Source organism: Kocuria sp. CNJ-770, from assembly GCF_001942375.1.
Classification (GTDB): domain Bacteria; phylum Actinomycetota; class Actinomycetes; order Actinomycetales; family Micrococcaceae; genus Kocuria; species Kocuria oceani.
The window spans coordinates 1-13,470 of the sequence record NZ_MKJW01000100.1; the positions used below are offsets into that span (position 1 = coordinate 1).

Annotated in this window: 13 protein-coding genes; 4 read left to right on the forward strand and 9 right to left on the reverse strand. The window is 73.3% G+C overall.

The genetic code is table 11. From position 1 onward, the window contains the following. The 4 genes from BJF77_RS10705 to BJF77_RS10720 all read right to left on the reverse strand — a co-directional run. Positions 1-371 (reverse strand): ABC transporter ATP-binding protein (locus tag BJF77_RS10705; protein ID WP_139318532.1); only part of this gene is annotated, 371 nt, incomplete at its 3' end. Between the two features lie 166 nt (positions 372-537). Continuing rightward, positions 538-1,812, reverse strand: coding sequence for an ABC transporter substrate-binding protein (locus BJF77_RS10710; protein WP_075872158.1), 1,275 nt, complete (start codon positions 1,810-1,812; stop codon positions 538-540). A 130-nt stretch (positions 1,813-1,942) separates the two neighbouring features. Next, entirely contained in the window at positions 1,943-3,076 is a 1,134-nt protein-coding gene (locus BJF77_RS10715; protein ID WP_075872159.1) for a mandelate racemase/muconate lactonizing enzyme family protein, read from the reverse strand. Between the two features lie 234 nt (positions 3,077-3,310). Further along, a complete protein-coding gene (locus BJF77_RS10720; protein ID WP_075872160.1) occupies positions 3,311-4,585 on the reverse strand; it encodes an ABC transporter substrate-binding protein in 1,275 nt (424 codons plus the stop codon). A 297-nt stretch (positions 4,586-4,882) separates the two neighbouring features. Between BJF77_RS10720 and BJF77_RS10725 the strand changes: the two genes are divergently transcribed. Together BJF77_RS10725 and purU are read left to right on the forward strand one after the other, a co-directional pair. Beyond that, positions 4,883-5,758, forward strand: a complete 876-nt coding sequence (locus BJF77_RS10725; RefSeq protein ID WP_075872161.1) for a methylenetetrahydrofolate reductase — start codon at positions 4,883-4,885, stop codon at positions 5,756-5,758. Next, entirely contained in the window at positions 5,755-6,630 is an 876-nt protein-coding gene (purU, locus tag BJF77_RS10730; protein WP_047803225.1) for a formyltetrahydrofolate deformylase, read from the forward strand. The genes BJF77_RS10725 and purU overlap by 4 nt, the downstream gene beginning before the upstream one ends. Before the next feature lie 98 nt (positions 6,631-6,728). Here purU and BJF77_RS10735 read toward each other — a convergent pair whose 3' ends face one another. The 3 genes from BJF77_RS10735 to BJF77_RS10740 all read right to left on the reverse strand — a co-directional run bounded on the left by BJF77_RS10735 (position 6,729) and on the right by BJF77_RS10740 (position 9,732). Next, positions 6,729-8,384 carry a bifunctional anthranilate synthase component I family protein/class IV aminotransferase gene (locus BJF77_RS10735; protein WP_369821396.1) on the reverse strand — a complete coding sequence of 552 codons (1,656 nt, stop codon included), beginning with the start codon at positions 8,382-8,384 and terminating at the stop codon, positions 6,729-6,731. Then, positions 8,285-8,575 (reverse strand): hypothetical protein, encoded by a 291-nt coding sequence (locus BJF77_RS22645; RefSeq protein WP_369821397.1) that lies wholly within the window; start codon positions 8,573-8,575, stop codon positions 8,285-8,287. The genes BJF77_RS10735 and BJF77_RS22645 overlap by 100 nt, the downstream gene beginning before the upstream one ends. Positions 8,576-9,018: 443 nt before the next feature. Further along, complete coding sequence (locus BJF77_RS10740) at positions 9,019-9,732, reverse strand: FadR/GntR family transcriptional regulator (RefSeq protein ID WP_075872163.1); 714 nt, start codon at positions 9,730-9,732, stop codon at positions 9,019-9,021. Between the two features lie 204 nt (positions 9,733-9,936). On the opposite strand from BJF77_RS10740, the gene BJF77_RS10745 reads away from it, so the two are divergent. Together BJF77_RS10745 and BJF77_RS10750 are read left to right on the forward strand one after the other, a co-directional pair. Then, a complete protein-coding gene (locus tag BJF77_RS10745) occupies positions 9,937-10,257 on the forward strand; it encodes a putative quinol monooxygenase (protein WP_075872164.1) in 321 nt (106 codons plus the stop codon). 118 nt (positions 10,258-10,375) lie between these two features. Next, the gene (locus BJF77_RS10750) at positions 10,376-11,173 is read left to right on the forward strand and encodes an IclR family transcriptional regulator (protein WP_075872165.1); all 798 of its coding nucleotides are present in this window, start codon (positions 10,376-10,378) and stop codon (positions 11,171-11,173) included. A gap of 24 nt (positions 11,174-11,197) precedes the next feature. Here the strand turns inward: BJF77_RS10750 and BJF77_RS10755 are convergent, their stop codons facing one another. Beyond that, entirely contained in the window at positions 11,198-12,796 is a 1,599-nt protein-coding gene (locus tag BJF77_RS10755; protein WP_047803220.1) for a GMC family oxidoreductase, read from the reverse strand. Next, positions 12,793-13,407, reverse strand: coding sequence for a hypothetical protein (locus BJF77_RS10760; protein WP_047803219.1), 615 nt, complete (start codon positions 13,405-13,407; stop codon positions 12,793-12,795). The genes BJF77_RS10755 and BJF77_RS10760 overlap by 4 nt, the downstream gene beginning before the upstream one ends. Positions 13,408-13,470 lie beyond the last annotated feature (63 nt).

Here is a 13,470-nt window from a genome sequence, read left to right on the forward strand (position 1 = left end):
TCCAGGATCTTGGCGGCCTCCTCCACCCGGCGCTTTCGCTCCTCGGCGGGGACCTTGGCGATCTTCAGGGCGAAGCCCATGTTCTCGGCCACGGTCATGTGCGGGTAGAGGGCGTAGTTCTGGAAGACCATCGCGATGTCGCGGTCCCTCGACGGCACGTCGGTGACGTCGCGGTCCCCGATGTAGATGTTCCCGGCGGTGACCTCCTCCAGGCCGGCCAGCATCCGCAGGGTGGTGGATTTGCCGCATCCGGAGGGTCCGACCAGGACCAGGAACTCCCCGTCGGCCACCTCCAGGTCCAGATCGGTGACCGAGGGCCGCTCGGCCCCCGGGTACTGACAGGTGACATTCGCGTAGCGCACAGCAGACATGGAACAAGCCTCTTTCCCGGCAGGCACGTGCCGGACGATCCGAAGGAGAAGAAGAAGAAGGAGAGTGTGGTTGAACGGTCGAAGGGACGGATGGTCGGCGCTCGGCGGGGTGCCGCCCAGGTGGAGCCGCGGGCGCGGCCCGGCCGGCGCCCGCGGAGCGTGCGGGTCAGCTGATCGCCGACTCCATCTCGGAGATCATCCGCTCGGCGGCCTCCTGCGGGCTCGCCCGGTCGAAGGCGACGTCCAGCTCGTAGCGGTAGAGGATCTCCTGGAGGGAGCTGAAGCCCAGCGGCGGGATCGGCAGGGGGTCACCGAGCTCCGGCTGGACCTCCTCGATGAACTCGGCAGCCATGGTGTCCGCCTCGTCCAGCTCGGGGAGGACCGCCTCGCGGACGGACTGGTTGGCGGGCAGCCCGCGGTCGGCGAGGTTGAGCAGGCCGGCCTCCTCGCTGTTGACCATGAAGTCGATGAACTTCTTGACCTCCTCCGGGTGCTCCGTGCGGGCGGAGCCGGACATGAACATCGCAGACTTCTGGAAGAGCTGCGCCCCGCCCTCGGCGCCGTCCGTGCTGGGGAAGCGCAGGGGGAGGAGGTCGTTGCCGGACGCCGCATTCAGGGCGCTCAGCTGGTTGGTCCACCACATGCCCATCGCGGCGCCGTTGGTGCCCGTCAGGGACTGGTCCGGGCCCGGGCTCTGGTCCTCGGTGAGCACCGAGGCCGGGGGCAGGGCCCCGTCCTCGATCAGCTGCTTCTGCAGCTCCAGGTACTCGGCCGCGTCGGCCACCTCGAAGCCGAGCTCGCCCTCTGGGGTGGTCATCTCCTTGCCCTGCTGCCGCAGCCAGATCTGGAAGCCCGCCGGCTCGTTCGGTCCGCTGGCCCCGTAGGCGTCCGAGTTCTCCGTGATCTGCGCCGCGACGTCCGAGTAGTCCTGCCAGGTCCACGTGCTGTCGTCCGGCAGCTCGACGCCGGCCTCCTCGAACAGCGCCGGGTTGGCCACCAGCGCCATGATGTTCACGCCCGTGGCCACACCGAACAGGCCCTCCTCGGTGCGGCCGCTCTCCACGACGCCCTCGTCGATCTCGCTCACGTCCACGTCGGAGAGGTCCAGCAGCGCGCCGTTGTCGGCGTACTCGCGGATGTACTTCTCCTCCATCTGGATGACGTCCGGGGCATCGCTGGAGGCCGTCTGCGTGGCCAGCTTGTCCCAGTACCCGGACCAGTCGCCGTACTCGCCGGTCACCGTGATGCCCGGGTTCTCCTCCTCGAAGGCGTCGATGATCTTCTGCGTCTGCTGGTGGCGGGTGTCCGAACCCCACCAGGCGAAACGGAGCTCGACGTCGCCGTCGGCGGCGGCGCTGTCGCCGCCGCCGCAGCCGGTGAGGGCGAGAGCCGACACGGCGAGGGCCGTGACGGCCTTGGCGAGAGGTCCGGTGCGCTTCATGTCGATCGTGTCTCCTGGGTCGGGGCGGTGGTGGAAAGCGTTTTCCCAACACTAGCTGTGATCCAGCTCACGGGTCAAGAGGTGGTGCGGACGTGTTCGGGCGGACCGGGCGACCCCGGGCCGTGCTCGACTACGCGGTGCCGAACGCTGCGCTGTCGGTGGTCCAGGCGCGGGCCTGCTCGCTGAGCGTGATGCCCAGTCCGGGGCGTGCGGGGACCAGCATGCGGCCGTCGCGGGTCTCGAGGCGCTCCTCGAAGAGGGGGTCGAGCCAGTCGAAGTGCTCCACCCAGGGCTCGCGCGGATAGGCGGCGGCCAGGTGCAGGTGGATCTCCATGGCGAAGTGCGGGGCGAGGTCCAGGCCGCGCTGGTCGGCCAGGGCGGCCAGGCGCAGGAACTGCGTGATCCCGCCCACCCGCGGGGCGTCGGGCTGGATGATGTCGCAGGCCCGGGCGTCGACGAGCCGCACGTGCTCGGCGACCGAGGCGAGCATCTCGCCGGTGGCGATCGGGGTGTCCAGGGTGGCCGTGAGCCGGGCGTGGCCCTCGGCGTCGTAGGCGTCCAGCGGCTCCTCGATCCAGGTGAGGTCGAACTCCTCGAGCCTCCGGCCCATGCGCAGGGCGGTCGCCCGGTCCCACTGCTGGTTCGCGTCGACCATGAGGGGCACGGTGGCCCCGATGTGCTCGCGCACGCCGGCCACGCGCCGGAGGTCCTCCGCCGAGTCGGGCAGGCCCACCTTGATCTTGATCCCGCCGATGCCGGCCTCGAGGGAGGCCGTGGCGCGGTCCTTGACCTCCTCCAGGGAGGCGTGCAGGAAGCCGCCGGAGGTGTTGTAGGTGCGCACCGAGTCCCGGTGGGCGCCCAGGAGCTTGGCCAGCGGCAGGCCGGCCCGCTTGGCCTTGAGGTCCCACAGGGCCACGTCGATCGCGGCCAGTGCCTGTGTGGCCACCCCGGAGCGGCCCACCGAGGCTCCCGCCCACAGCAGCTTGTCGTACACCTTGGCGATGTCGCTGGGGTCCTCGCCGATGAGCCCTTCGGCGACCTCCTTGGCGTGGGCGTACTGGGCCGGCCCGCCCGCGCGCTTGGAGTAGCTGAACCCCACTCCCGAGTGGCCCTGCTCGGTGCTGATCTCGGCGACGAGGAAGACGACCTCGGTCATCGGCCGCTGCCGGCCGGTGAACACCTTGGCGTCGGAGATCGGGGTGCTCAGCGGCAGGGTGACGGTGGACAGCTGCAGGTGGCGGACGGCGTCCGGGGTGTAGGTCATGGTGGGTCCTCGTGCTGAATGTGGGGTGGACACCACGAATAGTACAAGTTGGAAACTTGTATGACTAGAGGTCGTGCTCGAGGGGTCCTGCGCGGCCGTGGTGTCGACGGCCGCGTGCGCGGACGTGCGAAGTCCCTCCGCCGCCGGTGTCGGCCGCGGAGGGACTGGGCCCGCGGGTGCGGGCCGGGCCGCGCCGCGGGCGCCGGTCCGGCCGGCGCCCGCGGAGCGTGCGGGTCAGCTGATCGCCGACTCCATCTCGGAGATCATCCGCTCGGCGGCCTCCTGCGGGCTCGCCCGGTCGAAGAACACCTCCAGCTCGTAGCGGTACAGGATCTCCTGCAGGGTGCTGTAGCCCAGCGGCGGGATCGGCGTCGGATCGCCCAGCTCCGGCTCGATCTCCTCGAGGAACTCCGCGGAGCGGGCGTCTGCCTCGTTCATCTCCGGGACCACGGCCTCGCGCACCGACTCGTTGGCGGGCAGGCCCCGGTCGGCGAGGTTGAGCAGGCCGGCCTCCTCGCTGTTGACCATGAAGTCGATGAACTTCTTGACCTCCTCCGGGTGCTCCGTGCGGGCGGAGGCCGACATGAACATCGCCGGCTTGTAGTAGAGGGCGGCCCCCTTCGCCGTGCCGTCCATGCTCGGGAAGCGCAGCGGGACGAGGTCGTTGCCCGACGCGTCGCTGACAGAGCTCAGCTGGTTGGTCCACCACGCGCCCATCGCGGCGCCGTTGGTGCCCGTCAGGGACTGGTCCGGGTTGGGCGCCTGGTCCTCGGCCACGACCGAGGCGGGGGGCAGGGCGCCCTCCTGCATCATCCGGTGCTGCATCTCCAGGTACTCGGCGGCGTCCGCCGCGTCGAAGCCGAGCTCGCCCTCAGGGGTGGTCAGCTCCTTGCCCTGCTGGCGCAGCCAGATCTGGAAGGTGTCGGGCTCCGCCGGGCCGGCGGCGCCGTACGCGTCGCTGCCCTCCGTGACCTGCTGGGCGACGTCGGAGAAGTCCTCCCACGTCCAGGTGGTGTCGTCGGGCAGCTCGACGCCGGCCTCCTGGAAGATCGTGGGGTTGGCCATGATGGCCATGGCGTTGACGCCGGTGGTCACGCCGAACAGGCCCTCCTCGGTGCGGCCGTTCTCCACGACGTCCTCGCTGAGCTCGCCGAGATCGATGTCCGAGAGGTCCAGCAGCGCGCCGTTGTCGGCGTACTCGCGGATGTACTTCGCGTCCATCTGGATGATGTCCGGGGCGTCGTTGGAGGCCGTCTGGGTGGCGAGCTTGTCCCAGTAGCCGGCCCAGTCGCCGTACTCGCCGGTCACGGTGATGCCGGGGTTCTGCTCCTCGAAGGCGTCGATGATCTCCTGGGTGCGCTGGTGGCGGGTGTCCGAGCCCCACCAGGCGAACCGGAGCTCGACGTCGCCGTCGGCTGCGGCGCTGTCGCCGCCGCCGCAGCCGGTGAGGGCGAGGGCGGATACGGCGAGGGCCGTGACGGCCTTGGCGAGAGGTCCGGTGCGCTTCATGTCGATCGTGTCTCCTGGTGCTCGGTCCTGAGTGCTGGAAAGCGTTTTCCAAACCGTATCTGTGAGCCAGCTCACGAGTCAAGGGGTGGTGCGAGGATATTTCCGCCTCCTGCCGCGTCCCCGGCCGGCAGGGTGCCCTGCTCTGCACGAGCCACTCGGGGCGGCGATGAGGCCTGGGCGGGGCGCGGTGTTCCTCCCGGGAGAGCGCTGTGCATACTGGTGGCACCTGCCGTGCGCGGGCGTGGACGCCCGTGCGGAGCGCCCGGCCGGTCCGGCGCCGTGGAGAGGACGGGACCCATGCCGACCAGCACGCCCACCGGGAGCCCGGCCGCCGTGCAGATGCTCCCGGGCTTCTCGCTGGAGATGACGGGCCGGGACGTGCCCGCCCTGCAGGAGGCGGGCCCGGGGATCCCCCCGGGCACCCGGATCAACGTCACGTTCCTCGCTCACGAGGATCCGGCGCTGCGCGTGGCCGCCGCCCGGGCCGTGCGCGAGCACGGGTTCGTGCCGGTGCCCCACGTCTCGGCGCGGCGGCTGCGCTCCCGGGCCGAGCTCGACGCCTTCCTCGTGCACCTCGCGGAGGCCGGGGCCGCCGAGCAGGTGCTCGTCGTGGGCGGTGACCCCGGGACCGCGCAGGGTCCCTACGAGGACGCCCTCGCGGTCATCCGCAGCGGGGCCCTCCAGCGCCACGGCGTGCGCGGCGTGGGCATCGGCGGCTACCCGGAGGGCCACCCCGCCGTCGACGACGACGTCCTGTGGTCGGCGCTGGCGGCCAAGACGGCCGCCCTGCGCGAGCAGGGCCTCGAGGCCACGGTGATCACCCAGTTCGGCTTCGACACCGCCCCGGTCCTGTCGTGGCTGGCCGAGGCGCGCCGCCGCGGGATCGACGCCCCGGTGCGGATCGGCGTGCCGGGTCCGGCGGGGGTCCGCCGGCTGCTCGGCCACGCCCGCCGCTTCGGCGTGGCCACCTCGGCGGGGATCGCGCAGAAGTACGGTCTCTCCCTCACGCACCTGCTGGGCACCGCGGGTCCCGACCGCTTCCTGCACGACCTCGCCGCGGGCTACGACGCCGAAGCCCACGGTCCGGTGCGGCTGCACTTCTACACCTTCGGCGGGCTGGGGGCCACGGCCTGCTGGGTCCGGCAGTTCGGCGGGGAGCGGGTGGCGCCATGAGGCCTCCGCAGCAGTCCGTGCTCCGCCCCGACCACGCCAGCCTCGTGGTGCACGGCCGGGACCAGCCGGGCATCGTCGCCGTCGTGACCTCCGTGCTGGCCCGGCACGGGGCGAACATCGTGGCGCTGGACCAGCACTCCGACGACCCCGAGGGCGGGGCGTTCTTCCAGCGCACGGTCTTCCACCTGCCCGCCTACCCGGCGCTGCGGCCCGTGCTCGAGCAGGACCTCGCCGCGGCCCTCACGGGCGGCTTCGACCTGCAGTGGCGGTTCACGGACCTCTCGGCGCCCCGGCGGGTGGCGGTCTTCGCCTCCCGGTCCGACCACTGCCTGCTGGACCTCATCTGGCGCCAGCGCCGCGGCGAGCTGCCCGTGACGATCTCGATGGTCGTCTCCAACCACCCGGATCTGGCGCAGGAGGTCCGGGGCTTCGGCATCCCCTTCTTCCACGTCCCCACCGAGGACAAGGCGGTCGCCGAGGCGGAGCACCTGCGGTTGCTGGACGGCAACGTCGACCTCGTGGTGCTGGCCCGCTACATGCAGATCCTCTCCTCGCCGTTCCTCGAGGCCGTGGGCGTGCCGGTGATCAACATCCACCACTCGTTCCTGCCCGCCTTCGTGGGCGCGGAGCCCTACCGCAAGGCCAAGGAGCGCGGCGTGAAGATCATCGGCGCCACGGCGCACTACGTCACCGAGGACCTCGACGAGGGCCCGATCATCGAGCAGGACGTGGTGCGGGTCTCCCACCGGGACACCGCCCAGGACTTCGCCCGGCGCGGCGCCGACGTGGAGCGGCAGGTGCTCGCCCGCGCGGTGCTGTGGCACTGCCAGGACCGGGTCGTCCGCCACGCCCGCCAGACGATCGTCTTCTGACCCGCCCCGCCGCCCTCACTCCGTCCCACCTCTCCTCGCCTCACGTCGAGGCCGCAGGTGACGGCGACCCGCCCGTGCGCGCTCGCCGTCACCCGCGGTCACCCGCGCCCTCGGCGGAGGACGCGGGTCAGGGAGTGCTGGACGGGGCCCGGTTCCCACCGGGCCACCCCGTCCACGGAGCCGACGGGGTGGGCGCCGACCACCGAGTTGGTCACGAACACCTCCGTGGCCGCGGCGAGCTCCCCGAGCCGCAGCGGCCGCTCGTCGACCGGGCGCCCCGATCGGCGCAGGGCCTCGAGCGCGCGGGCCCGCACCACCCCGGGCAGGATGCGGCCGTCCGCGGGCGGGGTGACCACGGTGCCGCCGAGCACCGCGAAGACGTTGGCGCGACCGGTCTCCAGGACCGTGCCGTCGGCGTCCACCAGCAGGGGGTCGCAGCTGCGCGACCACAGCCCGGGCTCGGGCTCGTGGACGAGCACCCGCCGGTCCGCCCACTTGTGCGCGCCCAAACCGCCGGTCAGCCGCACGGGGACCAGCCGCCACGGGGGCACCGGTCCCGGCGGCAGCGCCGTGGCCGTCACCCGCACGTCCAGGGTTCCTCCCGGGGTGGGCGCCGCCGCGATCCGCAGCCGGTGGGGGCCGGTCAGCCCGGCGGCGTGCTCCAGCACCTCCTCGCGGACGCCCCGCGGCAGCTCCGTGCCGCAGCAGGCCAGGCAGCTGGCGCCGAGGCGGCGCAGATGGGCGTCGAGCTGGACGGGTTCCCGCTCCTCCACGAGGAGAGTGGTGAACACGCCCTCGGCGTGCAGCGGGGCCCGGGCCGGCAGCTCGAAGAGCGGGGCCCGGTCCGCCGGCCCGGGCGCGCTCGGCGCGCCGTGCAGGTCCCAGTCCTGCCGCAGGGCGGCGTCCAGCTCCGCCCCGACGGCGTCGAGCAGGGGCACCGCCTTGACGAGCGTCTCGTGGGCCTCGTCGGCGGGGTCCGAGTCGGCCACGATCCCGCCGCCCACGCCGAGCCGGACCCGGTTCCCGGTGAACTCGAACGTGCGGATCGCCACGTTGAGCACCAGGCCGCCCGGGCCGGCGCAGCCGACGGCGCCCGTGTAGACCTCGCGGCCGGCCGGTTCGAGCGCGTTGATGATCTCCATGGCCCGGATCTTGGGGGCACCCGTGCAGGAGCCGGGCGGAAACGTGGCCCGCAGCAGGTCGCCGTCGCCGAGGCCCGCACGCAGCCGGCCCCGCACGTCCGCCACGAGGTGGTGGACCCCGGTGTGCGGCTCGACCCGGGGTGCGGCCGGCGCCCGCACGGACCCGGGCACGCACGCCCGGGAGAGGTCGTTGCGCATCAGGTCCACGATCATGACGTTCTCGGCCCGGTTCTTCGCCGAGGCGTGCAGCTCCGCCGGGTCGGTGACGGCCGGCGCGGTGCCCTTGATGGGGGAGCTGAGCACGGCACGCCCGGTGCGGCGCAGGAACAGCTCCGGCGACAGGCTGGCCACGGCACCGCCGGGCAGCCGCAGGAAGGCCGCGAAGCGCGGGGCCAGCCGTTCGTGCCCGGCGCAGAAGAGGTCCAGGGGGTCGCCCTCGAAGCCGGCCTCGAGGCCGCGGCAGATGTTGGCCTGGAAGATGTCACCGTCCCGGATGTGCCCGAGCGCCGCGGTCACGGCGGCGGCGTGCTCCGCCGCGGAGGCGTCCGCGCGGAAGGGCCCGCACCGGTAGGCCTCCGGGCCGCTCGGGCCCGCCAGCGCCTCCCGGACGATCCGGCGGGCCGCGGCCGTCCGGGCCGGATCGGCCCCGGGCCACCGCTCGAGCACCCAGTCCCCGTGGCCGGCCGCCGGCGCAGCACGTGGTCGTAGAAGCCCAGGTGGTGCTCCGGCAGCCGCGCCGGGCGCGGCGGGGGCGCCGGGAGGCGCTCCAGCCGCCGGGACAGCTGGTAGCCGAGGTACCCGATCCAGCCCGGGCCGGCCGCCGCGGCGCCGGGCCCGTCCGCCCTCGCCCCGGCCGGCCCGGGGCCACCGTGCCCGGGTCGGCGAGCGGGACCGCCGTGCCCGAGGCCGCGAGCGGGGCCATGGTGTCCGGGCCGGCGGGCGTGGCCACCGTGCCCGAGGCCGCGGGCACGGGCACCGTGCCCGGCTCCGCGAGCGGGGCCACCGTGCCCGGCTCCGCGAGCGGGGCCACCGTGCCCGGAGCGGCCGACGGAGGCACCGTGTCCAGGGCGGCGAAGGGGTCCTCCTCCGGGGCCAGCACGTGCACGGGCCGGAAGCCGATCAGGCGTCCCCGCCGTCCCAGTCGCCGAACAGGGCCACCAGCCCGGGCTGGTCCCGCAGGGCCCGCAGCATCTGCACCGGCGACACCGCTGTGCCGGCGACCACCTCGATCTCGCGCATCCCCGGCTCAGTCCTCGACCGGGACGGCCGTGCGGCTCACGGGACCGCCCGCCTCGGCCTCCAGGCGCCACAGCGAGTTCGCCAGGTGCAGGCGCATGGCGGCCGACGCCGCCAGCGGGTCACCGGCCCGGATGGCGTCCAGGACCGCCCGGTGCTCGGCCACGACCCGGGCCGTGCGGCCGCCGGGCCCGGCGCCGTCGAGCCGGCGCGGCGGCATGGTGATCATGGCCGGACCCAGGCCGGTCAGGGCGTCGACGTAGTAGGGGTTGTGACTGGCCTCGGCCACGGTCCGGTGGAACTCGAAGTCGTGCTCCAGGGCGGCGGCCGGGTGGTCCGCGTCCTGCTCCGTGAGCAGCAGCTCCTGCTCCATCCGGGCGAGCTGCTGCTCGTCGCGGGCCGTGGCGGCCAGCGCCGCGGCCTCGGACTCCACCCCGGTGCGGAAGGCGAGCAGGCTGCGGCGGTCCCGCAGCGTCCGCACGGGCCGCCCGGCCCCGGCGGGAGCGGCCGGCGGGGTGAGGGCGAAGCTGCCGCTGCCCCGCCGCGTGTGCACGAGGCCCTCGGCCTGGAGCCGGGCGACGGCCTCCCGGACCACCGTCCGGCTCACCCCGTGCTCGGCGATCAGGCTGCTCTCGCTGGGCAGGCGCTCGCCGGGGGCGATGCGCCCGTCGACGATGCGTGCCCGCAGGTCGTCCACGAGGGCGGTGGTGAGGTTGCGGCTCATGGGCCCATGATCTCACCCGGGCGGCGTCTCCTGCCGCCCGGCCCCGGGACCCGGGCCGGAGCCGCCGGGCACCGGCGGGCGGAGGGGCGCCCCGGGGTTATCGGTCCGCGATAACCTGCCTTGGCGGGCCGTGCCGCGGACCGCGACACTGACCAGGAGAGCACCGGGCCCCGCACCCCGGGCGCCGCCGAGAAGGGAGCAGGGATGATCTTCATCGTCGTCAAGTTCAAGGTGAAGCCGGAGTGGTCGGAGCGCTGGATCGACTTCTCGCGGGACTTCACGGAGGCCACCCGCCAGGAGCCGGGCAACCTGTGGTTCGACTGGTCCCGCAGCGTGGACGACCCGAACGAGTTCGTCCTCGTCGAGGCCTTCGAGGACGACGCCGCCGGCCCGCACGTCAACAGCGAGCACTTCCGGACGTTCACGGCGGAGGCACCCCAGGCGCTCGTGGAGACCCCGCAGATCATCAGCGAGACGATCTCCGCCCAGGGCTGGAACCGGATGGGCGAGATCACCGTCGAGTGAGTCCGCGCCGCGACGTGCGGCGAGGGGTCCGCTGAGGACTCCGCCGGACCGTCCGTGGCCCGGGAGCGGCGCTCCCGGGCCATTGGCACATGCAACGCCGACCGCCACAATATGAGGCATGACCACACGTGACGCCGGCCTGGCCTCCGTCCAGAAGGCCTTCGCGCTGCTCGACGTCGTGGCGCGGGACCCCCGGGGGGCGACGGCCAAGGACATCAGCGCCGCGCTCGGGATCCCGCTGCCCTCGGTCTACCGGCTGCTGCAGACGCTCGTGGCCTCCGAGCACGTGGTCCACCTCAGGGACCAGCGGCGCTACGGGCTGGGCTACAAGGTGCACGCCCTCGACACGTCCCTGCGCCAGCAGGTCGGCACGCCCGGCACGGTCCGGCGCGCGGTCCGCGACCTGCACGCCTCGGCCGACGCCGCCGCCTACTTCGCGGTGTACCGCGGGGACGCCGTCGTGGTGGCGCACGTGGTCGACTCCCCGCGCCGGCCACGGCTCGACCCCCTGGACTTCGGGTTCACCGACGCGGCCCACGCGACGGCCTTCGGCAAGATCCTGCTCGCCCGGATGGACCGGGACGAGGTGGCGGAGTACCTCCAGCGCCACGGCATGCCCGGCCTGACGGAGCGGACGCTGCGCACGCCGGAGACCCTGCACCGGGAGCTCCGGCGGGTGCGCGCCGAGGGCATCGCGGTGGAGCGGGAGGAGTTCGTGCCCGGAGCCTCCTGCCTGGCCGCGCCCGTGCTCGACGCCGCGGGCCGCACCCTCGGCTCCGTGGCGGTGTCGTTGCGGCCGCCGGACTTCGAGCGGCGGCACCGGGCGATCACGCCGGTGCTGCGGGACGCCGCCGACCGGGTGGGCCGGGCCCTGCGCGCCGCGGAGGACTGCCCGGTCGCCCGCCGGGCCGACTGAGCGGTCCCCCGCCGCGGGGCGGCGCTACAGGTGCCGGCCGGCCAGCTGCTCGGCGATGTAGTCGGCCTGGCGTGTGGCCAGCGCCACGATCGTCAGCGTCGGGTTGGCCGCCGCCCCGGTGGTGAACAGCGACCCGTCGGAGACGAACAGGTTCGGCACGTCGTGGCTCTGGCCGAACGCGTTGGTCACCCCGTCCTCGGGGCGCTCGCTCATCCGCGCCGTGCCCATGTTGTGCGTCGCCGGGTACGGCGGAGTGCGGTGCGTGGACACCGCGCCCACGGACTCGTAGAGCAGGGAGCCCTGCTGGTAGCCGTGGTTGCGCATCGCGACGTCGTTCGGGTGGTCGTCGAAGTGTACGTTGGGCACGGGCAGCCCCAGGTGGTCGGTCACCGTGGTGTTGAGGGTCACCCGGTTGGTCTCCTGCGGCATGTCCTCGCCCACCACCCACATCCCGGCGGTGTTCTCGTAGCCGTCGAGCAGGGCGGCGAAGTCCGGTCCCCACGCGCCCGGGTCCCCGAAGCTGGCCAGGAAGGCCGGCCCCAGGGAGATCGTCTCCATGTAGTAGCCGCCGGCGAACCCCCGGTCCACGTCGTGCCGGGACTCGTCGGCGACGATCCCGGCCATCGTCTCGCCCCGGTACATGTGCACCGGGCGGTCGAACTGCGCGTAGACCGATCCGGTGGTGTGGCGCATGTAGTTGCGGCCCAGCTGCCCCGACGAGTTGGCGAGCCCGTCCGGGAACAGGGGGGACGCCGAGAGCATCAGCAGCCGCGGCGTCTCGATCGCGTTGCACGCCACGGCCACGAGCCGTGCCCGCTGCCGCTGCACCTGGCCGTCCCCGTCCACGTAGACCACGCTGTCCACCAGGCCCCTGTCCGTGTGGGTGATCTGCACGGCGTGGCAGTCCGCGCGCAGGTCGAGGCAGCCGGTGCGCAGGGCCTTGGGGATCTCCGAGACGAGCGTGGACCACTTGGACCGGTTCTTGTCGCCCTGGAAGTTGAACCCGTCCTGGACGGACGCCGGGCGCCCGTCGTACGGTTCGGCGTTGGTCCCGTACGGGCCGGTCGCGTAGTGCCGGTAGCCGAGCCTCTGCGCGCCCGCCGCGAGCACCTTGTAGTTGTTGTTCGCGGGCAGCGGGGGACGGCCGTGCCGGTGGGTGCTGCCGATCTTCCGCTCGGCGCGGTCGTAGTACGGGGCCAGGTCCTCGAGCGTGATCGGCCAGTCCAGCAGGTTCGCGCCGTCCACGCGCCCGTAGACGCTGCGCGTGCGGAACTCGTGGGCCTTGAACCGCGGCGTGGCCCCCGACCAGTGGGTGGTGGTCCCGCCGACGGCCTTGACCAGCCACGCCGGGAGGTTGGGGAAGTCCCGCGCGATCCGCCAGGACCCCGTGGTGGTCCGGGGGTCCAGCCAGGCCATCTGGTGGAAGGCCTCCCACTCGTCGTTGACCCAGTCCTCGCTGGTCAGGTGCGGCCCGGCCTCGAGCAGGACCACCTTGATGCCCTTCTCGGTCAGCTCGTGGGCCAGCGTTCCCCCGCCGGCGCCGGAGCCGATGACGACGACGGCGGAGTCGTCGTCCAGCTCGATCCGGGCGGAGCGCTGCTGGTCCTGGGGCGTGGTGGTCATGCGGTCTCTCCCGGCTCGACGACGTCCGACCCTTTGAAGAGGTCGCTGAAGGGCTGTTCGGTGGTCTCGGAGGCGCCCTGCTGGTCCAGGTTCCATCCCTCCTTGGGGGCGGCGCTCGCCACCGGGTAGCCGAGGCGGCCGCACTCTGGCAGCTCCTCCTCGGACTCCTCGACGCGCGGATCGGGCAGCCAGTCGAGGTCGTCGAAGCCGCGGTGCAGATAGCCGCCCTTCGAGAAGGACTCGCCCTCGTAGCCCAGGGCCTCCCACACCTCGTGGTCGTCGTAGAGGTGCAGCACGGTGGTGCGGCGGATGAACCCGAAGAACTCGAGGTCGGCGATCCGCTTGAGCACGTTCAGGGCGGCCTCGTCGGGGAGGTCCACGAACGGCTCCTCGCTCAGCGAGTCGAGGGTCAGCAGCCCCTGGGTCAGGGCCATCCGGAACCAGGTGGAGTTCTCGGCCTCCGCCACGATCTTCTCGGTCATCCGTTCGTACGGGCCGTCCGGGAGCTGCGGGTGCGGGAACGCGACCCGCACGATCCGCGTCAGGGTGCGCTTCGCCTCGTCCGTCAGGGCGAGGGCGTTCAGGGCGGAGTACTTCGCGGGATAGACCATGGGTCTCCTCCTCGTCGGCGCTGCCGGGTGTCACCACCGAGTGTGAGGCAGATCACCACGACG

What these genes read in the sequence shown, in the direction of transcription:
- BJF77_RS10710 (WP_075872158.1), bottom strand. Translation starts at nt 1,812, where the DNA reads ATGAAGCGCACCGGACCTCTCGCCAAGGCCGTCACGGCCCTCGCCGTG.
- BJF77_RS10715 (WP_075872159.1), bottom strand. Translation starts at nt 3,076, where the DNA reads ATGACCTACACCCCGGACGCCGTCCGCCACCTGCAGCTGTCCACCGTC.
- BJF77_RS10720 (WP_075872160.1), bottom strand. Translation starts at nt 4,585, where the DNA reads ATGAAGCGCACCGGACCTCTCGCCAAGGCCGTCACGGCCCTCGCCGTA.
- BJF77_RS10725 (WP_075872161.1), top strand. Translation starts at nt 4,883, where the DNA reads ATGCCGACCAGCACGCCCACCGGGAGCCCGGCCGCCGTGCAGATGCTC.
- purU (WP_047803225.1), top strand. Translation starts at nt 5,755, where the DNA reads ATGAGGCCTCCGCAGCAGTCCGTGCTCCGCCCCGACCACGCCAGCCTC.
- BJF77_RS10740 (WP_075872163.1), bottom strand. Translation starts at nt 9,732, where the DNA reads ATGAGCCGCAACCTCACCACCGCCCTCGTGGACGACCTGCGGGCACGC.
- BJF77_RS10745 (WP_075872164.1), top strand. Translation starts at nt 9,937, where the DNA reads ATGATCTTCATCGTCGTCAAGTTCAAGGTGAAGCCGGAGTGGTCGGAG.
- BJF77_RS10750 (WP_075872165.1), top strand. Translation starts at nt 10,376, where the DNA reads ATGACCACACGTGACGCCGGCCTGGCCTCCGTCCAGAAGGCCTTCGCG.
- BJF77_RS10755 (WP_047803220.1), bottom strand. Translation starts at nt 12,796, where the DNA reads ATGACCACCACGCCCCAGGACCAGCAGCGCTCCGCCCGGATCGAGCTG.
- BJF77_RS10760 (WP_047803219.1), bottom strand. Translation starts at nt 13,407, where the DNA reads ATGGTCTATCCCGCGAAGTACTCCGCCCTGAACGCCCTCGCCCTGACG.